This is a genomic window from Streptomyces atratus, from assembly GCF_014648655.1.
Taxonomy (GTDB): Bacteria; Actinomycetota; Actinomycetes; order Streptomycetales; family Streptomycetaceae; genus Streptomyces; species Streptomyces atratus.
Map to the genome: position 1 here is coordinate 557,599 of NZ_BMRN01000001.1, position 21,629 is coordinate 579,227.

The 21,629-nt window shown below is 68.8% G+C and carries 25 protein-coding genes; 12 read left to right on the forward strand and 13 right to left on the reverse strand.

What is annotated here, in order from left to right; translation table 11 throughout:
- Positions 1-3: 3 nt before the first annotated feature.
- Positions 4-2,394, reverse strand: coding sequence for a Tox-REase-5 domain-containing protein (locus IEZ15_RS02435; protein ID WP_229845693.1), 2,391 nt, complete (start codon positions 2,392-2,394; stop codon positions 4-6).
- Positions 2,395-2,611: 217 nt separating this feature from the next.
- Positions 2,612-3,205, reverse strand: coding sequence for a hypothetical protein (locus IEZ15_RS02440; protein WP_189273728.1), 594 nt, complete (start codon positions 3,203-3,205; stop codon positions 2,612-2,614).
- Between the two features lie 221 nt (positions 3,206-3,426).
- On the opposite strand from IEZ15_RS02440, the gene IEZ15_RS02445 reads away from it, so the two are divergent.
- On the forward strand, positions 3,427-3,930 hold the full coding sequence (locus IEZ15_RS02445; protein WP_114246388.1) for a DinB family protein: 504 nt from the start codon (positions 3,427-3,429) through the stop codon (positions 3,928-3,930).
- 34 nt (positions 3,931-3,964) lie between these two features.
- Here the strand turns inward: IEZ15_RS02445 and IEZ15_RS02450 are convergent, their stop codons facing one another.
- The 3 genes from IEZ15_RS02450 to IEZ15_RS02460 all read right to left on the reverse strand — a co-directional run bounded on the left by IEZ15_RS02450 (position 3,965) and on the right by IEZ15_RS02460 (position 7,167).
- Positions 3,965-4,783: an isocitrate lyase/PEP mutase family protein gene (locus tag IEZ15_RS02450; RefSeq protein ID WP_189273730.1), complete on the reverse strand. Its 819-nt coding sequence runs from the start codon at positions 4,781-4,783 to the stop codon at positions 3,965-3,967.
- Between the two features lie 67 nt (positions 4,784-4,850).
- On the reverse strand, positions 4,851-6,035 hold the full coding sequence (locus tag IEZ15_RS02455; RefSeq protein ID WP_189273732.1) for a PP2C family protein-serine/threonine phosphatase: 1,185 nt from the start codon (positions 6,033-6,035) through the stop codon (positions 4,851-4,853).
- A 262-nt stretch (positions 6,036-6,297) separates the two neighbouring features.
- Positions 6,298-7,167, reverse strand: a complete 870-nt coding sequence (locus tag IEZ15_RS02460) for an LLM class F420-dependent oxidoreductase (protein ID WP_373302478.1) — start codon at positions 7,165-7,167, stop codon at positions 6,298-6,300.
- A 551-nt stretch (positions 7,168-7,718) separates the two neighbouring features.
- Between IEZ15_RS02460 and IEZ15_RS02465 the strand changes: the two genes are divergently transcribed.
- The 6 genes from IEZ15_RS02465 to IEZ15_RS02490 all read left to right on the forward strand — a co-directional run bounded on the left by IEZ15_RS02465 (position 7,719) and on the right by IEZ15_RS02490 (position 14,818).
- Complete coding sequence (locus IEZ15_RS02465; RefSeq protein WP_189273736.1) at positions 7,719-8,237, forward strand: hypothetical protein; 519 nt, start codon at positions 7,719-7,721, stop codon at positions 8,235-8,237.
- A gap of 82 nt (positions 8,238-8,319) precedes the next feature.
- Entirely contained in the window at positions 8,320-9,162 is an 843-nt protein-coding gene (locus IEZ15_RS02470) for a DUF4097 family beta strand repeat-containing protein (RefSeq protein WP_189273738.1), read from the forward strand.
- 74 nt (positions 9,163-9,236) lie between these two features.
- Positions 9,237-10,307 (forward strand): ATP-binding cassette domain-containing protein, encoded by a 1,071-nt coding sequence (locus IEZ15_RS02475; protein WP_229845694.1) that lies wholly within the window; start codon positions 9,237-9,239, stop codon positions 10,305-10,307.
- Entirely contained in the window at positions 10,304-11,095 is a 792-nt protein-coding gene (locus tag IEZ15_RS02480; RefSeq protein ID WP_189273740.1) for an ABC transporter permease, read from the forward strand. The genes IEZ15_RS02475 and IEZ15_RS02480 overlap by 4 nt, the downstream gene beginning before the upstream one ends.
- Positions 11,096-11,360: 265 nt before the next feature.
- Complete coding sequence (locus IEZ15_RS02485) at positions 11,361-13,961, forward strand: MDR family MFS transporter (protein WP_189273742.1); 2,601 nt, start codon at positions 11,361-11,363, stop codon at positions 13,959-13,961.
- Positions 13,962-14,236: 275 nt separating this feature from the next.
- Positions 14,237-14,818: a hypothetical protein gene (locus tag IEZ15_RS02490; protein WP_189273745.1), complete on the forward strand. Its 582-nt coding sequence runs from the start codon at positions 14,237-14,239 to the stop codon at positions 14,816-14,818.
- 185 nt (positions 14,819-15,003) lie between these two features.
- Here IEZ15_RS02490 and IEZ15_RS46335 read toward each other — a convergent pair whose 3' ends face one another.
- Positions 15,004-15,126: a hypothetical protein gene (locus IEZ15_RS46335; protein ID WP_268250331.1), complete on the reverse strand. Its 123-nt coding sequence runs from the start codon at positions 15,124-15,126 to the stop codon at positions 15,004-15,006.
- 27 nt (positions 15,127-15,153) lie between these two features.
- Here IEZ15_RS46335 and IEZ15_RS02495 point away from each other — a divergent pair, with 27 nt between their 5' ends.
- The gene (locus tag IEZ15_RS02495) at positions 15,154-15,339 is read left to right on the forward strand and encodes a hypothetical protein (protein WP_189273746.1); all 186 of its coding nucleotides are present in this window, start codon (positions 15,154-15,156) and stop codon (positions 15,337-15,339) included.
- 12 nt (positions 15,340-15,351) lie between these two features.
- Here IEZ15_RS02495 and IEZ15_RS02500 read toward each other — a convergent pair whose 3' ends face one another.
- A complete protein-coding gene (locus tag IEZ15_RS02500) occupies positions 15,352-15,624 on the reverse strand; it encodes an HNH endonuclease (protein WP_189273756.1) in 273 nt (90 codons plus the stop codon).
- A gap of 13 nt (positions 15,625-15,637) precedes the next feature.
- A complete protein-coding gene (locus IEZ15_RS02505; protein WP_189273758.1) occupies positions 15,638-15,892 on the reverse strand; it encodes a hypothetical protein in 255 nt (84 codons plus the stop codon).
- Between the two features lie 495 nt (positions 15,893-16,387).
- Between IEZ15_RS02505 and IEZ15_RS02515 the strand changes: the two genes are divergently transcribed.
- Positions 16,388-16,576 (forward strand): hypothetical protein, encoded by a 189-nt coding sequence (locus tag IEZ15_RS02515; RefSeq protein ID WP_189273762.1) that lies wholly within the window; start codon positions 16,388-16,390, stop codon positions 16,574-16,576.
- A 10-nt stretch (positions 16,577-16,586) separates the two neighbouring features.
- Here the strand turns inward: IEZ15_RS02515 and IEZ15_RS02520 are convergent, their stop codons facing one another.
- The 3 genes from IEZ15_RS02520 to IEZ15_RS46340 all read right to left on the reverse strand — a co-directional run bounded on the left by IEZ15_RS02520 (position 16,587) and on the right by IEZ15_RS46340 (position 18,361).
- Positions 16,587-16,919, reverse strand: coding sequence for an NUDIX domain-containing protein (locus tag IEZ15_RS02520; protein WP_189273975.1), 333 nt, complete (start codon positions 16,917-16,919; stop codon positions 16,587-16,589).
- 370 nt (positions 16,920-17,289) lie between these two features.
- On the reverse strand, positions 17,290-17,964 hold the full coding sequence (locus IEZ15_RS02525; RefSeq protein ID WP_189273764.1) for a DUF6193 family natural product biosynthesis protein: 675 nt from the start codon (positions 17,962-17,964) through the stop codon (positions 17,290-17,292).
- A 274-nt stretch (positions 17,965-18,238) separates the two neighbouring features.
- Entirely contained in the window at positions 18,239-18,361 is a 123-nt protein-coding gene (locus tag IEZ15_RS46340; RefSeq protein ID WP_268250332.1) for a hypothetical protein, read from the reverse strand.
- Between the two features lie 283 nt (positions 18,362-18,644).
- Here IEZ15_RS46340 and IEZ15_RS02535 point away from each other — a divergent pair, with 283 nt between their 5' ends.
- Entirely contained in the window at positions 18,645-18,836 is a 192-nt protein-coding gene (locus IEZ15_RS02535; RefSeq protein WP_189273767.1) for a hypothetical protein, read from the forward strand.
- A gap of 177 nt (positions 18,837-19,013) precedes the next feature.
- Here IEZ15_RS02535 and IEZ15_RS02540 read toward each other — a convergent pair whose 3' ends face one another.
- Positions 19,014-19,547 (reverse strand): ATP-binding protein, encoded by a 534-nt coding sequence (locus IEZ15_RS02540; RefSeq protein WP_189273768.1) that lies wholly within the window; start codon positions 19,545-19,547, stop codon positions 19,014-19,016.
- Positions 19,548-19,864: 317 nt separating this feature from the next.
- Between IEZ15_RS02540 and IEZ15_RS02545 the strand changes: the two genes are divergently transcribed.
- On the forward strand, positions 19,865-20,716 hold the full coding sequence (locus IEZ15_RS02545) for a helix-turn-helix domain-containing protein (protein WP_189273770.1): 852 nt from the start codon (positions 19,865-19,867) through the stop codon (positions 20,714-20,716).
- An 11-nt stretch (positions 20,717-20,727) separates the two neighbouring features.
- Positions 20,728-20,919 (forward strand): hypothetical protein, encoded by a 192-nt coding sequence (locus tag IEZ15_RS02550; RefSeq protein WP_189273772.1) that lies wholly within the window; start codon positions 20,728-20,730, stop codon positions 20,917-20,919.
- 57 nt (positions 20,920-20,976) lie between these two features.
- Here the strand turns inward: IEZ15_RS02550 and IEZ15_RS02555 are convergent, their stop codons facing one another.
- On the reverse strand, positions 20,977-21,627 hold the full coding sequence (locus tag IEZ15_RS02555; protein WP_189273977.1) for an OmpA family protein: 651 nt from the start codon (positions 21,625-21,627) through the stop codon (positions 20,977-20,979).
- Positions 21,628-21,629: the final 2 nt, after the last annotated feature.

A 21,629-nucleotide genomic window follows, 5' to 3' on the forward strand; every position in this document is an offset into this window, starting at 1 on the left:
TACTCAGCCCGTCACATCACCAGGCGTGTGAATCACCTTAACCTTGATGCCCCGGGACTCGAACATTTCCCTGGCCGCCTCCGCGACGTCCGGATCGGACAGGTGCCATTCGACCGGCTTCCCACGCGCCGCATCCACTTGCCGGGTGGCCTGATCCGCCCACCGATCCGCAACCTTCGGGGTGAGTTCCCCGGTCTCGGCGTTGTAGAAGTCCTTGCCCTTGTACCCGTACTTCGCCTCCAGGTAGGTGCCGCGCGAGGCGTCCCAGCCATCGAAGTCGACCGGCTTCCCCGTGAGCTTGTCCAGCGGAACCCGGTACTCCTTTCCGCGGCCCACCTTGGAGATCTGCTCCTGATAACGGGCCCCCATTTCGGTCGGGTAGTTCCAGACGCCCGGCTTGATTTCCTGCCAGTTGCCCTCCCCGCCGTCCTTGGCCCCGGCCGGCGGGTCCTTCAGGTCCTTGTACCAGGCCGGCTTCGGTTCGTTCTGAGCACGCTCCAGGTTCTGCCGCCGCTTGGCCGCGTCAGCCGCCTTCTTCGCCTCGTCGGCCAGCCTCTGGGCCTCGTCGGCGGCCGCCTTCTTCTCCGGGTCGACCTCGTCGCACTTCCCGGTGAGGAACCCGACGGGTACGGATGCGCGGGCCGCGGCCAGGACGCCGGTGCCGGAGCCGGGCAGTCCCACGCCCGCATCGTTGCCGTACGGGACTCGTACGCGGCCGCCCATGCCGACCGTGCAGCCCTTGAGGCCGGCCTGATCGGCCGCATCATCGGCGTGCTGCTGCGCTTCCTTCGCGGCTTTCTCGGCGCCCGCGACATCGCCCGCCTTGGCGGCCTTCTTCGCCTTGGACGCGGCCTCCGAGGCCTTCTCGGCCACTTCGCCGAGCTTGCCGAGTTTCCCGAGCTTGCCCAGCTTTCCGAACTTGCCGACGAGCTTGGCCTCGCCGTAGCCGGGGATGAACAGCGAGCCGATGTTCCACAGGCCGGTGCCGATCGCCTGGCCCTCGTCGCCCCTCTTCCACATGTCGCGGACGTCGTCGCCGATGAACATGTCGTCCAGGACCTTCAGCCCGGTGCCGCCGGACGCCTTGGTCCAGTCCCAGACCGCACCGAGGTAGTCGCCCTTGGACCACTTGTCCCCGGCGTCCTTGGAGTCCTGGCTCCACTTGTCGCCGAGGCTCTTGCCGTAGTCCTTCAGGCCGTTCCACGCCTTGACGGGGTGGATGATCGTGTCGAAGGTGCCGGTGATGTCGCCCCACAGCCCGTCGCCGATCAGGCCCTCGAAGAAGCCACCGGTCTGGTGTGCGGCGCAGGAGAAGAACGCGCCGACGCCGGAGGTGCAGCTCTCGCCGGGCTTCTCGTCGCCGCCGTTGCCTCCGTCGTCCACATCGTCGCCACCGTCCGGTTCCCCGGAGGTGTCCATGTCGTCGCCGCCGTCGTCGACCTGGGTGGCGGTGTCGCCCCCGCCGGAGCTGCCGGAACCGGAGCCGCCGGCGGCGTCGGAACCACCGGCCGCATTGGAGCCACCGGCCGCATTGGAACCACCGGCCGCGTCGGAACCACCTGCCGCATTGGAACCACCAGCCGCGTCGGAACCACCTGCCGCATGGGAACCACCGGCCGCGTCGGAGCCACCTGCCGCGTCCGCCCCTCCGGAGTCCGTACCACCGGACGCAACCGCGCCACCGGAGTCCGGTCCGCCCGAGCCCGAGCCGGAGCCGGACCCGCCGGATTCCGTACCCCCGGATTCCGTACCCCCGGAATGCCCCCCGTCCCCCGCCACCACATCGCCCCCGGGCGCAGGGCACGCGCTTCCGGTCAGCTGGCAGATCGCGTTCCGCATCTGACCGGTCAGCTGGGCGCCGATGCCCGTGGCGATGAGTCCGCCGATGAGAGCCACGACCACCAGGACCATGCCCAGGTATTCCATCGCGGTCTGACCGCCGTCGTCGCGGCGCCATCTGATCATCCGCGCGATACTGAACCGCCGGTGCGGCAACCGCTGTTCGAGGGGAAGCTCGAACCAGTCACGCGAGCTCGGCCGGAACAGCATGATGACAACGGCGACGGGCATGACCAGCTGCGTCACGCCCCGCCCGCCGCCGTCCCCGCCGAGGGTCGCCAGCGCGCCGAGGGTGAGCCAGACGTGTACGGCCAGGAGTCCGCGCCAGATCCAGATGCCGCCGGTCCGCAGATACAGCGAGAGCACGAATGCGGCCACGCTCGGCAGCGCCGCGTACAGCAGCAGCCCGAGCAGTTGGCCGTCGACCTCATTGACCGCCGACGCCACCGTCAGCACACCGGCGCCGCCCAGGACCGCGGCCGCGAAGAGGACCCGGACGAGGATCAGCACCGCCTGCAACGGGCGCGGCAACGGCTGCCTGCCCTGCTGAGCCACGGCAGCACCCCCACCGGCGCCACCCGAAACCGCAAATCCGCCTATGCCAGACACGACGAGTCCCCCAGCTTGCCGGTGTGCAGCCACAGTTCAGCCACTCCACGCATCCGACCACATCGGCACCCATCGGGCATGGGCCTCAGGACCCAATGTGAGGCTCAAAGTCGCCGATTTCGCCCGGAGTTGCGGATACGCAGAAGGTCAGGGAACCGCCCCGCTACCGGCTGGGGACCTCGCTCCCGAACAGCATCCACGGCGACTGGTCGAACGACGCCACTCCGGACAACTGCGGCTGCATCGCAGCGATTTCATGCCGCACAGCGAGCGTGTCCGGCCAACTGTCGAAGAATGCCGTGCCGTTGATGACGACACCACTCCAGTCGGTCGCCGCGGAAGCGCCCTCCCGGTCGACGACGAAGCCGATGCAGAGCACGGAAGCCCGCCCTATCGCCTCCCTGATCGCCCGCGCGGCCACCTCCTGCTCGTCGGGCGTCAGCCGCCCGAATCCGAATTCGAGCGCGACGACTCCGTCCCCCATCCGCCGGATGCGCGCCGGAACTTCGGCTCCGCTGTTCACCCACAGCAGGAAGTCGACTCTGTCGAGCCGCTGCAGGCCGGCCAGGAGCACGAGTTGCTCCCTGGTCACCCACGAAGGAGTGCCCCATGGGTCCGGCCCCGGGCCGAGGAGCGTGACCCGCCTCGTGACGGGGTGTCTGAGCCGCAGTCCTGCCGCGTCGAGATCACCGAAGAGCGACTCGGCATCCGGGCGGCTCCAGCCGAGGTGGTACGAGTAGAAGAAACCGTCACTCATCAACACATCACCCCAAGAAGTGGTGGAGCGTGAAGATCCAGGTGCGCATGGGCACCCCGGGCAGGCGCTCATGACGGGCGCCTGGCCAGGTGGGCTCATGGTTGGTCGCGTACGAGCGTAATGAGCTCCGCCCGCCCGGGCTTGGGCCCACGGACCCAGGGGCGGGCCCCAATGAACAAAGCGATGGACAGGGAGCCGGGGATCGCAGATCGTGTACGCCGATGACACGCACCGATATGCCTCCCGCATGGGACGAGCGCACCCAGCTGGCCACCTTCCTCGACTACGCCCGCGACACCGCACGCGCGAAATGCGAGGGAATCTCGCCGGAGGATGCCCGCCGGGCGCCGCTGCCCGGCTCGCCCCTGATGACGATCTCCGGGCTGATCAACCACCTCAGCTGGGTCGAGTACTACTGGTTCGAAGTGGCCTTCCTCGGCGGCGAGGACGAAGGGCCGTGGACGGACGAGGACCCCGACCGCGAGATGCGCATCGCGGTGGACATGCCGCTCGCCGATCTGCTGTCGGAGTACGAGGCCCGGACCACCCGCTATCGCGCACTGGTCGCCTCCACGGACCTGGACACGCCGTCCAAACGGCCGCAGCGCGACGACCGGTACCCCGATCTGCGCTGGGTTCTGCTGCACCTGATCGAGGAGACCGCGCGGCACAACGGCCACCTCGACATGATCCGGGAGATCGTCGACGGCACCACCGGCGTCTAGCCGGCCAAGCCGGCACGGTAGTTGTATGGGCCGGTCAGTGGGTCCCGGAGAACAGCGCGTCGAGTTCCGGGAAGGCGATGCCGCCGGCGAGGGACCCGTAGTCACCGGTCTCGAAGAGCTCCCGCGCGGCGCGGCGGGCGGCAGCGTACGCGGCCTGCGCCACGCCCGAGCCGAGACTGACGCGGGCCACTCCGAGGGCGCCCAGCTCGGCGACGGTCGGGGCGCCCGGTTCGGCCATGACGTTCAGTGGTACGGCGATGTCCTCGGCCAGCGCCGCGATCACGGTGGTGTCGGTGACACCGGGGACGAAGATGCCGTCCGCGCCGGCGTCGACGTACATGCGCGCCCGGGACAGGGTTTCCGCCAGTCGGGTGTCCGGGTCCCCGAGCCCGAACAGGTACGTGTCGATACGGGCGTTGAGGAAGAGGTCCGCGCCCGCCCGGTCGGCAGCCTGCCGGGCGACGGCCAGCCGCGTCGCGAGTTCGCCCGGGGGCCGGGTGCCGTCCTCGATGTTGACGCCGACGGCGCCTGCCGCGAGTACCCCGGTAACGGTCTCGGCGATGTCCGCCGCATCCTGCCCGTACCCGCCCTCGATGTCGGCGGTGACCGGAACCGCGACAGCGGCGGTGATTCGGGAGATCAGTTCCAGTGCCTGTTCGCGGGCGAGGGCGTCGCCGTCCGGGGAGCCCAGCGACCAGGCGACACCGGCGCTGGTGGTGGCGATCGCGGGGGCGCCCGCGGACTCGATGACACGGGCGCTTGCGACGTCCCAGGCGTTGGCGAGCGCGAGAGGTCCGGCGAGGGTGTGCAGGGAGCGGAAGAGGCGGGCTTTGTCCAGCTGCGTGGTGGTCATGCGGGCAGTCAAACATTGGCCGTCGGTCGTCCGCTGGCGAGAATCCGACATCGGCGTCGACCCGGATCTACGTGCGGGCTCCCTCGGGGTGGTGCCGGTGGTGGCCGTCGGTGGGACGGGACGTGAGATGCGGCCGGTGAGAAGGAGTGCGTTCGATGACCAGGAGGGCGACGTCGTCGGCGGGGTGGCCGCCGATGTGGGCGAGCAGATCGCGGTGGATGTGGTGCAGAAGAGTATCGGGGTTGGTGGCGGGGAAGGAGGCGACCCGTTCGGCGAGCGGGTAGAACGCTCCGGACGGCGAGCGGGCTTCGATGACACCGTCGGTGTAGAGGACGAGCATGTCACCGCATGTGAGGGTGAACGGGTCGATGCGGTCGTCGTCCTCGATGGGTCGTTCACGCACGCCCAGCGGAGGCAGGGGCTGTCGGGCGTGCAGGACGGTGACCCGCTGATCGTGCACCAGCAGAGGCGGGGGGTGCCCGCAGTTGATCATCTCGGCGTCCGGCAGGGCGTCGTCGGGGATCTCCAGGACGAGGCAGGTGATGAAGTGCTCGCCGGGGTCGTGCTCGGTGTCCGCCACGTCCTCCAGGTTCCGGGAGACGCTGTCTCCGAGGGCAGTCACCAGCCCGGGGAGGGCGTCATACCGGTGAGCGCCCTCCCGGAATGCCCCCAGCACCAGCGAGGCCTCACCGATGGCGGCCAGCCCGTTGCCCCGGACATCACCGATGACCACCCGGGTCGCGGCATGCGCGGCGCGGGCGAACGCAAACAGATCACCCCCGATCTCGGCCTCGTCCTGCGGGGACATGTACAGCCATGCCACCTGCAGCGGCCCGATCCGGCGTGGCGGAGGCCGAAGCAGAGCCCGCTGAGCCGTCTCCGCCACAGAGCGTGCCAGACTCAGCGCCCGGTCGCGCCGCTCCCGCGCAAACCGCATGAGAACCACCAGAGCGGAGAGCACGGTCAGCGCGATGATCTGCGCCGTGCGGTTGGACGTGGTCAGTCCGCCGAGGAGGACGGCGATGAGCACCTGGGCCGCCACTGCCAGGACCCCGGCGAGAGCGGTGAGCCGTGGCCCGGCGAGGGAGGCGGTGAGAGCGGGCGCGATGACCAGCAGTGGGCCCAGCTGGACATGGCGCCCGGTGTACACATCCAGCACGGTGATCGTCACAATCAGCACGAACGGGATCGCCACCAGCCCACCGCCGACTGGATGCTCCCTGAAGTGATCCCACAGACGTCGCACACCCATATGACCCTCAGCACCTCCTGGGCGCCCGCCGCCGCACCTCACCGGGATCCGTCCGAGGGTCGCCAAGCGCTCGGGGTGAGGCGCCATCGCCCTCGTCTCCCATGATGACCGCGCCGCGCCACCCGTGCCTCACCAGCCCGAGGCAACCCGCCCATCGCCCGCGTCGACAATGCTGCGGCCAATACGCCCGGTCGGGCGGTGCGGTGCCAGGGGCGCCGGAACGGTGAACAACCCCGGCCGCCCGGAGTTCTGCCCTGTCCGGCTACTCCATCGCGGCAATGCCAGGTGCGATGTGCTCGGCGACCTGGTGGGTGAAGCTGACCGGGTGCCGGTCGGGCAGCACCTGGATCTCGCTGATGCCCAGGCTCGCGTACGCCTCCGCTTCCGCGAGGAACGCGTCCGGCCTGGCCAGCACCGGGCCGTTGTACATCACGGTCTTCGCGATGGCGTCGTAGTCACGGTCCTCCGCGGCGCAGTGGGCGCGCAGCACATCGAGCTTGTGGGCCACTTCTTCCTGGTCGGTGGCGAACAGATTGCAGGCGTCCGCGTAGCGGGCGGCCAGGAGCAGGGTCTTCTTCTCGCCCCCGCCGCCGATCATGATCGGCGGGCGCTCACCGATCGGCTCGGGCACGCACAGCGTCTCGGCGAGCTGGTAGTGATGGCCCCGGAACGGGCCGTTGTCGTCGCTCCACATCTGCAGGCAGATCAGGATCGTCTCCTCCAGCCGTTCGAACCGCTCGGCGACCGGTACCACCGGCACTCCTAGCCCGTACTGCTCCCGCTCGTACCAGGAGGCGCCGATGCCCAGCCTGGCCCTGCCGCGCGACAGCACATCGAGGCTGGTGACGATCTTCGCCAGCAGCCCGGGGTGCCGGTACATCACACCCGTGACCATCAGGCCGAGCGTCATGCGCTCGCTCAGCGCCGCCACGTAGCCGAGCGTGGTGTACCCCTCCAGCATCGGGTCGTCGGCGACGGTCTGCCCGGTCTCCATCTGGAAGTAGTGATCCATCACGGTGAACGACGAGATCCCCGCCTGTTCGGCGATCCGCACCGACTCCGCGAGCGTCGGCGCGATGAGAGCGGGGTCGGCCGGTGTCGAGTAGTTCCAGTAGTGCAAGCCGAGATTCACGTCCGACCTCCGCAGGTCAAGGGAGAGCAGGCCGGGACGACATCGCCGCCCCGGCCGGGGTGGTCGGCCGGATTCGTGCTCCGGGCCCGCCGGCGTTCCACCTCCTGACCACGCGCCCCACAGCCACCGTCCGTAGCCGGTAGTCACGCTACGCGCCCATGCAACAGTCGGCATTTCGGTACGCCCTCCCGCCGATGCCGGGCGCGACCTCCACCGGATGGGGCGGCCTGATCGCGCCGCCTCGGGTGGGCTCGACCCAGCGGCAGCCGCGAGGCGGGGTCGGACCACCCTCTTGCGAGATCGCATGGCACCACATGGCATCGAGCGGCACAGCTTGGCACCACCCGACGCCATCCAGTGCCACCCGGCGCCACTCGGCGCCACACGGCGCCATTCCGCGCCCTCAAGAGCGCATGAGCACGCATGGAGCCACAATCACTCAGGTAGGCGCCAGGATGTTTTCGCAGGTCAGGGCGATTACGTCGACGACCGATCCCAAGATGCCCCTCCATGGCTTGCGCATGGCGCCATCGTGATGCCATGATGGCGTCATGGACCTCACCCCGTATGTCGACACCCTCCGCCGCGAACTCGCGGTGGCCGCCGAAGCCGGCGGCGACGAAGCCCGCGAGCTGGCAGAGAGGCTCACCGCTCCCCTGGAGTCGGCGACCCGGCTGACCATGCTCAACGTGCTCTCCGCCGCGATGGACGAGATCACCCGCGAACTCGCCCCCGGCTCGGTCGACGTACGGCTGCGCGGGCTCGACCCCGACTTCGTGGTGACACTGCCGCCCACCGACGGCGGCACCATGGAAACGGCCGCCGCGCCCGTCGAACCGTTCAAGACCGCGGCCCCGGCCGACGGCGACGAGGGCGGCACCGCCCGCGTCAACCTGCGTCTGCCGGCCCACCTCAAGGCGCGCGCCGAGGAGGCCGCGGGCCGCGAGGGCCTGTCGGTCAACGCGTGGCTGGTGCGGGCCGTGTCGGCCGCGGTCGACGGCGGCACCCGGCCGCGTACGACGCAGAAGACCCACACCATCGGACAGAGCATCACGGGCTGGGTGCGCTAGCCGCGCCCCCGCCCGCACCACCTCACCCACACCACGTCCCACCAGCGGGGACGCCCCAAGGACTCAAGAGGACGGGACAGCCATGCCTTCTTTCGACACTCCCGAAGCGATCTCGGTCACCGCACGCGTGGAAGCAGGTTCCATCCAGTTCACCGCGGGCGACCGCCTCGACACCGTCGTCGAGATGCGGCCCCGCAACCCGAAGAAGGACCTGGACGTGCGGACCGCCGAGCAGACCGAGGTCACGTACGCGGGCGGTGTACTGACCGTCAGGACGCCCAAGTCCAATCTGTTCGGCCGCACCGGCATCGTCGACGTGACGGTCGAACTGCCCACCGGCTCACGCATCGACATGACCGGCGCCTGGACCCAGGTACTCGGCGAGGGCCGGCTCGGCGAGGTCCGCGTGAAGACCTCGTCCGGCGACGTCCGCCTCGACACGACCGGCCCGCTGAAGCTGACCGCGTCGCACGGCTCGATCACCGTGGACCGGGTCGAGGGCACGGCCGAGATCACCACCAGCTCCGGCAGCCTGCGCGTCGGCCTCGTCGACGGCCCCGCCGTCCTGAAGAACTCGCACGGCACCACGACCGTCGGCGCCGCGACCGGCGAGCTGCGGGTGAGCGGCGCCAACGGCGACATCGAGATCCGGCGCGCCGAGGACTCGATCACCGCCACCACCGCTCACGGCACCCTGCGCGTGGGCGAAGTGGCCTGCGGAACCGTCCAGTTGGAGACGTCCTACGGTGCCATCGAGGTCGGCGTCCGCGAGGGCACCGCCGCCTGGCTCGATGTCACCTCGGGCTCCGGCCAGGTGCGCAACACACTCACCGCGTCCGAGGCCCCGGAGGAGACCGAGGACACCGTCAAGATCCGCGCCCGCACCCGGCACGGCAACATCGACATCCGCCGCGCCAGGGCCTGAACGCCTCCATACCCCGCACCACCCCCAACCCGCCCACTCCCCCTGCCACTTCATCCTTCGAACGGGAGGACTCCATGCCTTCTTCTGTCATGCCCACGTCCAGGCGAGGTGACGGTCACCCGGCTCCGGCCGCCGTCTCCACCGCCGGCCTGCGCAAGTCGTACGGCGACAAGACCGTCCTCGACGGCATCGACCTGCACATCCCGGCCGGGTCCGTGTTCGCACTGCTCGGACCCAACGGCGCCGGCAAGACCACCGCCGTGCAGATCCTGTCCACGCTCATCACCGCCGACGGCGGTCAGGCCCAGGTCGCGGGCCACGACGTCGCCACGTCACCGGACGGGGTGCGCGCCGCGATCGGCGTCACCGGGCAGTTCTCCGCCGTGGACGGGCTGATCACCGGTGAGGAGAACATGTTCCTCATGGCGGACCTGCACCACCTCTCCAAGCGCGAGGGGCGGCGGGTCACCGCCGAGCTGCTGGAGCGCTTCGACCTCGTCGAAGCCGCGAAGAAGCCCGCCTCCACCTACTCCGGCGGCATGAAGCGGCGCCTGGACATCGCCATGACCCTGGTCGGCAACCCCAGGATCATCTTCCTCGACGAGCCCACCACCGGCCTCGACCCCCGCTCCCGCCACAACATGTGGGGCATCATCCGGGAACTGGTCACGGGCGGCGTCACCGTCTTCCTCACCACCCAGTACCTGGATGAGGCCGACGAGCTCGCCGACCAGATCGCCGTCCTCAACAACGGCAAGATCGCCGCCCAGGGCACCGCCGACGAGCTCAAGCGGCTCATCCCGGGCGGGCATGTACGGCTCCGCTTCTCCGACCCGTCCGCCTACCAGGCCGCCACAGTCGCGCTGCGCGAAATCACCCGGGACGACGAGTCCCTCACCCTGCAGATCCCCAGCGACGGCAGCCAGCGCGAGCTGCGCTCCATCCTCGACTGGCTGGACTCCGCCGGCATCGAGGCCGACGAACTCACCGTGCACACCCCCGACCTCGACGACGTGTTCTTCGCTCTGACCGGCTCCACCGTGCCCAAACAGCCCAGCCAGCCCAGCCAGCCCAGCCAGCCCAGCCAGCCCAGCCAGCCCAGCCAGCCCAGCCAGCCCAGCCAGCCCAAGGAGGATGTCCGATGAGCTCCCTGTCCCTCGCCGTACGCGACTCATCCACAATGCTGCGCCGCAACCTCCTGCACGCGCGGCGCTACCCGTCCCTCACCCTGAACCTGCTGCTCACGCCGATCATGCTGCTGCTGCTCTTCGTCTACATCTTCGGCGACGTGATGAGCGCCGGCCTCGGCGGCGGCGGCGCCGACCGCTCCGAGTACATCGCCTACCTCGTGCCGGGCCTCCTGCTGATGACCATCGGCAGCACCACGATCGGCACCGCGGTGTCCGTCTCCAACGACATGACCGAGGGCATCATCGCCCGCTTCCGCACGATGGCGATCCACCGCGGCTCGGTGATCATCGGGCACGTCATCGGCAGCGTGCTGCAGTCAGTCATGAGCGTGGTCCTCGTCGGCGCCGTCGGCGTGGCCATCGGCTTCCGCTCCACCGACGCCACCGCCCTGGAATGGATCGCGGCATTCGGGCTGCTCACACTGTTCGCCCTGGCGCTCACCTGGATCGCGGTCGGGATGGGCATGGTCAGCCCGAACGCCGAGGCCGCCAGCAACAACGCGATGCCGCTGATCTTCCTCCCACTCATCTCCAGCACCTTCGTCCCGGTCGACGCGATGCCGGGCTGGTTCCAGCCCATCGCCGAGTACCAGCCGTTCACCCCGGCCATCGAGACCCTGCGCGGCCTCCTGCTCGGCACCGAGATCGGCAACAACGGATGGCTCGCGGTCGCCTGGTGCCTGGGACTGGCCACGCTCGGCTACTTCTGGTCGAAGGCGGTTTTCAACCGCGACCCCAAATAGCCGAGACGACCCGCGCGAGCCCGGCTCCCGCAACTCGTTCCGCCCGGGGCGGCGTACACCGACACCACGTCGGCGTACGCCGCCCCGTCCGCGCGTTCCTCGCGCGGGCTGCCGGCCGCCGCGGCGTTCGCGGTACAGCTCGTCGAGAGGAGGCAGGCCTGCCCTGCCTCCTTGACCAACACCGACTGCATGGCGTTCACACACCGCATAGATGATTCACCGTGATTCGACACCGAGGTCCGCGCTCCTCAACTACCTTGCTGCCGTGGACCAATTGATCACCGAAGATCCGACGAGCATCGGCCCGTATCGCCTGATAGCCCGTCTGGGCGCGGGCGGTATGGGCCTGGTGTACCTGGGACGCTCGGAAGCCGGACGAACCGTGGCTGTGAAGGTGGTGCAGGCCGAGCACGCCCAGCACCCGGAATTCCGCAGGCGGTTCGCACGCGAGGTGGCGGCTGCCCGGCGGGTGGGCGGGACCTGGACGGCAGCCGTGCTCGACGCCGACACCGAGGCCCCGGTGCCCTGGGTGGCGACCCAGTACATCCCCGGGCCCGATCTGACCACCGTGGTCGCCAAGGACTTCGGGCCGCTGCCCGAGCACTCGGTCCGCACCCTCGCCAACCGCCTGGCAGTGGCTCTGCAGTCGGTCCACGGGGCGGGCCTGATCCACCGCGACCTCAAACCGTCCAACGTACTGGTGACGGTGGACGGCCCGCGCGTGATCGACTTCGGTATCGCACGGGCCATGGACAGCCTCGCCGGGGACAGCCTGCACACCCGCACCGGGATGCTCATCGGATCCCCCGGCTTCATGTCGCCCGAGCAGGTGCGCGGCCTCGAACTCACCCCGGCCAGCGATGTGTTCTGCCTGGGTGCCGTCCTCGTCTACGCCGCCACCGGCCGCCTCCTCTTCGGCGCCACGGAAACCGGCCTGAACGCGCACCTCTTCCGGATCGCGGAGGAGGAAGCGGACCTGACCGGCGTACCGGACTCACTCGTCGGTCTCGTACGCGCATGCCTGCACAAGGACCCGGCACAGCGGCCCACGCCCGCCGACGTGGCCGCCCGTACGGCCACCGACCAGGGCGGCGAATGGCTGCCCGGCTCGGTACTCGCCCAACTCGGGCGCCACGCGGCCCAGTTGCTGGACTTCGCCCCGGAGACAAGGACCGCGCAGCCGGACCCCCGCATCCCTGCCCAGGCCAATCGTCCCCCGCAGCCCCAGCCGCTTCCCCCACCTCCCGCCTACACCCCGACGACCCCGGCGGACCTCCACCCGGCGCCGCCGGGGTTCGCGCCATCCGCGGGCCCGGTGCCGGGTGCCTGGCCTCCGTCACCGGCCCCGGCCGACGTCCGTGGTCCGCACCCCAGGCGCTGGTGGGGACTGGCTGTGGCCGTGCTGGCGCAACTGCTGGTGCTGATCGGCACGACGACCACGAACATGGCACTGCCGTCCATCTACGCCGATCTGGGCCTCGGTGCCGACGACCTGGACTCGTTGCCCCTCGCCTCTGCACTGGCATTCGGCGCACTGCTGCTGCTCGGCGGACACATCACTGATCTCATCGGCCGCAAACGGACGTTGATCACCGGTCTGGTCGGCTACGCGGTGGCGGGCGTGATCGGCGGCTTGTCCCCTTCTTTCGGCGTGCTCATCGGGGCCAACGTCCTGCAGGGCGCGTCCGCCGCGCTGCTCTCATCGGCCGTGCTGGCCCTGGTATCGGCCGGCTTCACCGATCCGAAGGAGCGAGGCAGGGCTTTCGGGATCTATGCGGCGATCGCCGGCGGCGGAACGGCGATCGGCCTGTTCGCGGGCGGATGGCTGATCGACAGTCTGAGCTGGCGCTGGTGCTTCTACGCCGGCGTCCCGCTCGCCGTGACAGCGGCGATCGGTGCGGCCGCCCTGGTGCACGACGGCCCGGTCCGCTCCCCTGCCCGCCTCGACGTTCCGGGCCTGCTGCTCGGCTCCGTCGGGCTTGCCGCCCTCGTCTACGGCTTCGGCCGGGCCGAGCCGCGCGGCAAGATGGATCTCCTGGTCGTGGTCCTCCTCGTGGGCGGGCTCGCCCTGCTCCTGGTCTTCGCCTGGTGGCAGACCAGGACGACCAACCCGCTCCTGCCGCCGTACGTCTTCAAGGACCGCAACCGCGTCGGCTCCTGCCTCGCCCTGGCCTTCTTCGGCATGGGCATGCTCGTCCAGCACCTGGTACTGACCAGGTACCTGCAGGGTGCCCTCGGCTATACCCCGTCCCAGATCGGTGTGGCCCTGCTGCCCATGGCCGGTGCGGTCGTCATCGCCTCCACCCAGGTCTCCGCCCGCCTGTACCGCCGGCTGGCGCCCCGCGGCCTCATCGTGCCGGGCCTGGTCCTGGCGGCGATCGGCCTGGCACTCCTGACCGGCCTCGACTCCGACAGTGCGTACGCCACCCAGGTGCTGCCCGGCACTCTCCTCATCGGCTTCGGTCTCGGCCTGGCCTTCGTGCCGCTCTTCGCCACCGCGACCGGCGGGATCGCCCCGCAGGACTCCGGCGGGACCTCGGCGATGGTCAACACGGCCCAGCAGTCGGGCGGCTGGGCGGCCATGCCCCTGTTCGGCGGCATCCTCGCCTCGGCGGTCTCCGCCCGCCTGGATCACACATCAGGCGCTCCTGAGGGCTTGACCGAAGCGGCCGAGCAAGGCTTCCTGCTCAGCCAACAGAACCTTCCGGCGTCACTGCCCAGTGTCGTCAGGGAGGCCGACAGGGCGGTCCTGGGCGGCTACTCCGTCATCCTTTGGTGGGCGGTCGGCCTCACGCTGCTCGCGGGCCTGCTCGCCGGCCTGCTGGTCACGGCCAAGGCTCCGAGTGGTGACGCCGGCTCCCGTTGATCCCGTGCCCCGGCCGATTCGCCGGCCCGGCAGGGTGCGGGCACTCCATGACGATGTACGGGACGCCGATCGAGCAGCGTGAAGCTCAGCCGGAGGCCGTACGTCTCCTGCCGCACGGCCTGCACATACGAGCCAGAGATAGACCCTTTCCGGACGCGATTGCGCCACGCCGCTGACGTCGAGGTCACCGAAGACATCCTCGATCTCGACCGTTCATGCGCCTTCGACGCCGCCGAAGCCTCCGGCGTCTCCGGCGCCCCCGGAGGAGGAAACACGTGCACGCACGCCGGTCACGTATACGCGCCCTCGCCGCGACTTTGACCGCGACGGTGATCGCGGGTGCCGCCGCGGCATCGGCGGCTTCCGTTCCCCGAACGCTCGCAGTGGCGGACCGGGCCGAGCTGTCCCGGCTCGCACAGAGCTATCTGCAACAGCGCGCCGACCTGGTCACCCGGCCCGCCGCGCAGTCCCCCGTCCCCGAACCTCCGACCACCGCCACCCCGTCGATGCGCGCCGGTCTGCGGATGGAATTCGCCGCGCTGGTCCGTCGGGGCCGCGCCTACCAGCAGGCCGACGGCGGGTACATCCGCGCCATGGTCGAGGTGAAGGTGAACGACACGGCCGTGAACGGGCGCACCGTGTCCCTGCACATCACGGAGGACGCCCGCCTCTACCACCCGTTGACACCCGCTCAAGTGACCGAGGGTGCTCCGGAATACGAGGAGTACGCGCTTCCCCACACACTGACCTTCACCCGCACCCCTTCAGGAGCCTGGCTGCTCGCCTCGGACAGGCCCGAACTGAACGACGGGGACCTCGCGCCGAGCACCCAGGTCACCACGCCCCGCACGGCATGAGCGTCTTGACGTTCCGCCTCACAACGAACGCATGCACGCGGAAGCGCAGCTGACCAAGTACCGAGCACATCTCGACTGGATGGAGGGCGCCTCGCTTCCTTCCGACGAGTCCCGGGACTTCATTCACGCTGTCTCACTCCAACTTCAAGGAAGTTCAGGATGCCCGAGGTCAACTGGGAAGAGCCTCACTGCGGTGAGGGAAACAACTGCTTCAGGCTCGGCACAGACACAGAAGGCAACGGCTTGGCGTGGGCCTTGATGTAGCTGGACTTGCCTGCGCCGGGCGGACCGGTGATGACGTACAGCATGTAGATACCCTTCACGCAGGGGGTGCCGTGAGCGGTCGCGAAGACTGGCATGACGACAGCGAGTACGAGGCATTGGCCGCGGATGGTGAGCGCCGAGCAGCTACTGCCCTGAAGGGCATGTTTGCCGCGGTGGCGCTGGCTGCTGCGGCATTGATCGCGGCGGTAGTCGCTTTGATTGTCTGGGTGTTTCTGGTTCTGCTTGAGAGAGGCTAAGCCCGTCTCCGTTCACCACCTCCGTGACGTCTTGAGCGGCTGCGGGCCGATGCGCGCGCCCTTCTGCGAGTTGCACCGCCTGTGCATGGACCCGGCGTTGGCCGGGTCGAGGGGGCTGCCGCCCTTGGACAGCGGCATGATGTGGTCGAGGGTGAACGACAGCGGGTGCCGCGGGTCGAGGTTCGGGTCGATGTTGTGGCCGCACCGCCAGCACGGGTGGCCGAGGACCTTCAGCTCGGCGACGAGGCGGCGGTAGGGGCGCCCGTTGCGCGGGGTGCCGGCCACGGGCGCCACCTCCTTACAGGTCGTCGCCGAGGACCTCGCGTCGGGCAGCGAGTGCCTTGCGGTTGAGGGCATTGCTCATGCGGATCGCCACGAAGGTGAGCAGGAAGAAGCAGACCGTGAACAGGATCTGGGTGATGGTGCTGACGACACTGATGTCGCGAGTGGCACCAGCGGTGATCAGCATGATCGCGTTGCCGGAGAGCCAGGCGAACCAGATGCGGAACTTCTCGACCCGCACGGCCTTCTGTACGTCGCTGTAGCTGGGCATTGCGTCCCCCCAGGGATGTGCTGTGGAGGGGGCAGTGTGGCATGTGCGTGCGCACGGCGTGGAGGAAATGCGAAGACCAGCCATCAGCATCCTCAACTCCGTCAGGCGGCGTTCGCGACTTCGGGCAGCGGCGGCGGCTCGCCGGGGGTGATGAGCTCTCGCGTCCACTCGTCGCGCTCGGCTTTGTTCAACTCGAAGACTCTGTATCGGACGTTGCCCCTGCCGGACCCATGCCGCCGAATCCGCCCTTCATGAGCCCAGCGTCGGATCGTCACGCCAGGCCGGCCCGCGTAGTAGGCGGCATCCTTCTCGCTGACGAGTCCACGAACAGCGGCCATGTTCACCTCCGCCGGGTACGGCTGAGGGCCACCCCGTGGGGTGACCCTCAACGACACACGTGTCCAGTGAGGCAGACGATACGTTCGCCCACGTCATCACGTCAAGCTATGGCCGTTTCTCCCGCGATAGGGGCCCACTATCCACCAGACTGACCTCATGCCTACGGTCTTCATGGTGCAGGCGGATTCGCAGGAGGAGTGCGCCGCCGAACTGGCCCGCATGTACGCGGCTTTCAATCTGCGGCCACTGCTGCCGCTCACCCGCAGCACAGGGACCGAGCGGTGGCTGGCACGGGCCGCGGCAAAGGCCCCAAACCATGAGGTCCGGGGCCTTGCTGGGCTCTAGCTGTGGCGTCTCAGGCGGTTGATCCCACGGCCACGCTACTGAGGATGTCGGCGTGGTCGAACGCCAGCGGCGGCAGGCCGTCTACGGGCCACCAGCGGGCGGTGCGAGCGTCGTCCGCGGCGACAATCGGGGTGTCGGCAGGGACGACGGTGAGGTACGCGGCCGTGACGTACCGGCCGCGCGGGTCGCGGTCGGGCTGGTCCCAGACGCCGACCTGGTGCAGATCGGCGGCGGCCACGTGGACGCCGGTCTCCTCCAACAGCTCTCGGACGGCTGCGGCGCGGCTGGTCTCCCCAGGGTCCACGTGGCCGCCAGGCAGCGCCCAGTGCCCCGGTATGCCAATCCGGACCCTGAGCTGCGTGAGGTGCCGGTCGAGGCGTACTGCCGAATGCCCCCACGCAACAGTTGCGTCATCTCGTCTCGCCCCCCCTGTTCGGCACTCATCATCGGGGACAGGGCCGAAGCTGTCTGCTGCTCAGGATCTCGGCCTTCCCACTCCAAGACTGGAAGCACAGCGGTGAGGCCGAAGCTATTGCGTACTCGTCAAGGCGGCGGGCGTCGTGGGCTCGCTGCCTTTCACCAAGGGGTGCCGCCGGCCGGCGGGCTCGGTGCACGTCCTTGAAACTCGACATGCCGGGTCACCACGCCTACGGCATCGGCCTCGAAGCAGAACCGGATGTCTTCTTCACCCCGTGGGCTTCCCGTCGTGCGCGTCAGCCGTCTGGATTGAAAGTTCCCGCGACGGCGGGCCCAAGGTCAGCGGGGAGGTGAGCAACCGCGAGGGCGATTGCCTCCTCCACTGTGACGGCTTCGGCGATGACACCGCCGTGAGGGAACTTCTGGACGCGATAGGGGTTGCCCTCGTTCGACGGGGCGATGGCGACCTCGGGTGGGCAGGGCATGCCGGTGCGGGCGTTGAAGCCGATCGTCCAGTGGCTGGAGAACGGGTACAGCTGCCGCAACCGCGGTTCCGCATGGACCGCCTCCACGAGCAGGCCGAACTCAGGGAAGTCCGGCGCGTCAGCCGCCTCTTTCCGAATCAGACGCCATCGCACCTCAACCGCCGGGGCCGGACCGCGTTCGTGGGCCTCGGCGAGCTCAGCGAAATGCACGAACGGCAGCAACTCCTGCAGTTCCCGCAGGCTCCTTCCTTCTCCCCATGCCACGCCTGCCCACACGACATCTTCGAGGACTGATGTCGCTCCGGTAATGAGCTCGACGCCTCGGCTCCAGCCGGAGAAGCCGAACCAGCGGCACTCGGCCCCGATGTGCACGGACAGCGGCTCGCGCTCGGGAACCGAGGCCGCGATGCCGGCCGAAACCAGTGATCCCCAGTCGCCGGGCACCGTCACGAGTTCGACACCGAGAACGACCGCCGCCCGCTCCACCGCGGCGACCAGGCTGCCCGCAGCAGCGAGACCGGGATAGAGGTCGGAGTCCACTTTCGCAGTGTGCCGCACAGAGCCACGATTGAGACAGCAGGCAATGCACCGGGTCAGTAAGGCGGCCTCGCCGGGGGCGGGCCCTTGTTCTGCAACGTGACACCCGGCCCTTAAAGTGTCACGTCCGTTCGCAACCCCCTACGGCCCGGTGGAGATTCATGAGGCACCCGGTCGACGCATCCTCGGGGTTCGACGGGGCACAGTATCTTGCTCGGGAATGTCAACGGGGCACCACCATCAGGGACTTGGCGCCCTGGTGCGGCGGGCCTGCCTCGCGGGCACCCCACTCCCCGCCCCAGTCGCCCGCGACAGCGGCCAGCAGCCAGAGCGCCCGCTCGACCACCTGCTGAAGAAGCCCGAACAGGCGAATGTGACGCTTCAGGTCATCCCCTTCGAGGCAGGAGCTTTCCCCGGCGCCGGGCAGACCGTCCTGTACGCAGAGGACCGGTGCCTCAGCTCGACACCGTGCAGATCGACAACTCGCTCGGACCGCTCTTCGTCCACACGGACGTGCAACTGCTCAAGTACCGGGCCAACTTGGACTGAATGGAGGGCATCGCACTGTCGCCGGACGAGTCGCGGGACTTCACACACAACATCGCACGCCAACTCTGAGGAGATGACCGATGCCGGACGTCAACTGGGAAGACTCATTCTGCGGAGAAGGCAACTCCTGCTTCCGGATCGGAAGCGACGAACAGGGCAACAGCTACATCGCTGTCGCGGGTGCGGAGGAACACTTCCTCACCGACAGCCGCGAAGCGCTTCAGCAGATGATCCGCGACATCAAGGCCGGCAAGGCCGACCACCTGCTGTAACAGCAAGGGCCCGGCACCGCGACGCGCTCGCGATGCCGGGCCCCTGTGTGCGCAGGCGCCTCAGGAAGAGGTATCGCGCGGGACAACCCGTCGCAGGACGTCACCACCTGCATGCCGCAGCGAGGGCGGATTCTGCATCCACCGCCGTCAGACATGCCACCAATGAGATCGCGAACGTCAACGGGGCAGCACGACCAAAGACTTGGTGCCACGCAGCGGCGGAGAGGCCTGGCAGGAATCCCACTCCCCACCCCAGTCGTCCACAACAGCGGCCAGCAGCCAGAGCGCCTGCCGACGCCGCGTCTCGCAGAGTGTGGTCATGTCCGGTTCGGGGTGGTGGGGATGTTGGTCCCAGACGAGGAGGCGGAGCGCGTCGTACCGGTGGCGCAGGGATACGTACAGCTCCTTGCCCGGGCTCATCCTGGCGGTCACGGTGATGAGTTCGGCGACCGCGAGCGTGGCCGGCCAGATGTACGGGGCGAGCCCGTGCGTCTTGAGAGCGGCGGCGATCGCGGTACGGCCGATGAGCGCGCTGCGGATGTCGCCGGGGAGGGTGAAACTCAGCGCGAGCCCACGTGCGGAGCGCCCCTTGGAGCGCAGGTAGGGCTGCGGGTTGGGATGCGGGCTGCCGGGATGCGGATACGGATACGGGACCGGCGTACGCGTCTCGGCGACGGCCGGGCAGAGTGCGGCGAGTGGAGATGAGTGCATGAACTGACTCCCCTTGCAAGGGTGGCGAGTTGGCGGCGTCTCTCTTTCGCGTGGGTGCGCACAAGTGGCTCACACGGTTGCGTTATGGACGAGCAGTGGCTTGTCTCCCTGGCGCGGGACTGCCCCTCCCAGGGCGGGAGGTTGCGGGCAGGACCGCGCGATGCACTTCCGGCTCGTCGCGTGAGCGGTGCATCACTTAAAGTAGCGCAACATTGGCACTATTGCCGCGGGATTGGAGGCAATTGCCTCTCTCTCGTTGGACTGGGCTCCCACTGCAGCGGCAGACTGTGTCCACAGTCCGTTGGAAGAGAGGGCCCATGCCGAGCAGTTCCACTCCAACAGAGCGCCAGAAGCGACTCGGCGCCGAACTGCGCAAGATGCGCGTCGCAGCAGAGGCGAGCACCGTCTACGCGGCGGGCTTGCTGGGCATCGACCGTACGAAGATCTCCAACATGGAGGTCGGTGTGCGCCCGATCGCGCCCTCGCGCGTCCGCACCTTGGCCTGCAACTACGCCTGCGCCGACCCCCAATACGTCGACGCACTCGCGGAGATGGCCGAGCAGCGCGAACGTGGTTGGTGGGAGCAGTACAGGGGCACGCTCCCACCGGGCCTGCTGGATATCGCCGAGCTCGAATGGCACGCGACTCGTATCCGCACAGCGCAGACCGTCCATCTTCCTGGCCTGCTCCATACCGACGAATACGCCCGTGCGGTGTTCGGCGCCGTGCTGCCCGAGCTGTCCCGTCTGGAGATCGAGTTGCGGGTTGCGCACCGGATGGAGAGGCAACAGGTACTCGACCGGGAATCGCCCATCGACTACGTGGGTTACGTCCACGAGGCCGCCCTGCGCATGCAGTTCGGCGGCCGGGACGCCACGCAGGCGCAGCTGGTCCATCTCTGCGAGATGTCAGAGCGTGAGCACATCGAGGTGCGGGTCATTCCAGTTGATCGGGGCGCGTTCCCCGGCGCCGGACACGCGCTCCTCTATGCCCATGGCGTCGTGCCCCAGCTCGATACCGTGCAGCTCGATTCGGCTCACGGCCCTGAATTCATGCATGCCGACGCTCAACTGACGAAATACCGCGCACACCTGGACTGGATGGAGGACGCTTCACTGTCCACTGCCGCGTCCAGGGACTTCATTCACGCGATCTCCAGCCAAATCTAAGGAAGTTCGCCATGTCCGACATCCATTGGGAAGAGCCGTACTGCGGCGAAGGAAACAACTGCTTCAGGCTCGGCACAGACTCCGAAGGCAACGGATTCATCGCGATCCGGGGTGAGGAGGATCGTTACCTCACCGACAGCCGCGAAGCGCTTCAGCAGATGATCCGCGACATCAAGGCCGGCAAGGCCGACCACCTGCTGTAACAGCCAGGGGCCCGGCACCGCGACGCGCTCGCGGTGCCGGGCCCCTGTGCGGGTGCCTCAGGAAGTCGTGCCGCGCGGGAAGGAGACCTCCACGCGGCGATTCTTCTTGCGGCCCTCTTCCGTGCTGTTGTCGGCGATCGGGTATTGCTCGCCGTAGCCACGGATCTCGAAGGTCACGGTCGACCCCAGATCCTTCACCAGCACCGCCTGCACGGCGTTGGCGCGCTGCTTGGACAGCACGTCACCGTGGGCGGAGGAGCCGAGGTTGTCGGTGAAGCCGAAGACGCGCACCTTGGTGGCGTTCTGCTTCTTGATCTCGGTCGCGATCGCAGCGATACGGGAGTTGGCGGCAGAGCTCAGCTTGGCACTGTCCTTGCCGAAGAGGACCTCGGCCTGAAGCGCGAACTTGACGTTCGCGTTACTGTCCTCGCGACGCTCTTCGCCGCCCTCGTCCTCGATCACCTGGACGATGTCGAGCACTTTGGCGGGGGCGAGTGTGCCGCCCTCGGGCATCTTCAGGTCTGGGTCATTGGGATCGAGCTTCACAGGAGGCACTGACGTCGCCTCGGTGCCGGGCGGCACGCTTGGGCCGTCGTCAGCAGAGGCGTTCGAAGCTCCGAGAACGGTGACGCTCGCCATCAGCAGCGCAGCCGCGACGGCCTGTCCCGCGAGACGCGGGGGCCTGCGATGAGTACGGACGTGGTTCATGT

Bases quoted from the DNA above. Each gene is read 5' to 3' on its own strand.
- IEZ15_RS02440 (WP_189273728.1), bottom strand. From the start codon at position 3,205: ATGAGTGACGGTTTCTTCTACTCGTACCACCTCGGCTGGAGCCGCCCG.
- IEZ15_RS02445 (WP_114246388.1), top strand. From the start codon at position 3,427: ATGACACGCACCGATATGCCTCCCGCATGGGACGAGCGCACCCAGCTG.
- IEZ15_RS02450 (WP_189273730.1), bottom strand. From the start codon at position 4,783: ATGACCACCACGCAGCTGGACAAAGCCCGCCTCTTCCGCTCCCTGCAC.
- IEZ15_RS02455 (WP_189273732.1), bottom strand. From the start codon at position 6,035: ATGGGTGTGCGACGTCTGTGGGATCACTTCAGGGAGCATCCAGTCGGC.
- IEZ15_RS02465 (WP_189273736.1), top strand. From the start codon at position 7,719: ATGGACCTCACCCCGTATGTCGACACCCTCCGCCGCGAACTCGCGGTG.
- IEZ15_RS02470 (WP_189273738.1), top strand. From the start codon at position 8,320: ATGCCTTCTTTCGACACTCCCGAAGCGATCTCGGTCACCGCACGCGTG.
- IEZ15_RS02475 (WP_229845694.1), top strand. From the start codon at position 9,237: ATGCCTTCTTCTGTCATGCCCACGTCCAGGCGAGGTGACGGTCACCCG.
- IEZ15_RS02480 (WP_189273740.1), top strand. From the start codon at position 10,304: ATGAGCTCCCTGTCCCTCGCCGTACGCGACTCATCCACAATGCTGCGC.
- IEZ15_RS46335 (WP_268250331.1), bottom strand. From the start codon at position 15,126: ATGCTGTACGTCATCACCGGTCCGCCCGGCGCAGGCAAGTCCAGCTAC.
- IEZ15_RS02505 (WP_189273758.1), bottom strand. From the start codon at position 15,892: ATGCCCAGCTACAGCGACGTACAGAAGGCCGTGCGGGTCGAGAAGTTC.
- IEZ15_RS02515 (WP_189273762.1), top strand. From the start codon at position 16,388: ATGCCTACGGTCTTCATGGTGCAGGCGGATTCGCAGGAGGAGTGCGCC.
- IEZ15_RS02535 (WP_189273767.1), top strand. From the start codon at position 18,645: ATGCCGGACGTCAACTGGGAAGACTCATTCTGCGGAGAAGGCAACTCC.
- IEZ15_RS02540 (WP_189273768.1), bottom strand. From the start codon at position 19,547: ATGCACTCATCTCCACTCGCCGCACTCTGCCCGGCCGTCGCCGAGACG.
- IEZ15_RS02545 (WP_189273770.1), top strand. From the start codon at position 19,865: ATGCCGAGCAGTTCCACTCCAACAGAGCGCCAGAAGCGACTCGGCGCC.
- IEZ15_RS02550 (WP_189273772.1), top strand. From the start codon at position 20,728: ATGTCCGACATCCATTGGGAAGAGCCGTACTGCGGCGAAGGAAACAAC.
- IEZ15_RS02555 (WP_189273977.1), bottom strand. From the start codon at position 21,627: ATGAACCACGTCCGTACTCATCGCAGGCCCCCGCGTCTCGCGGGACAG.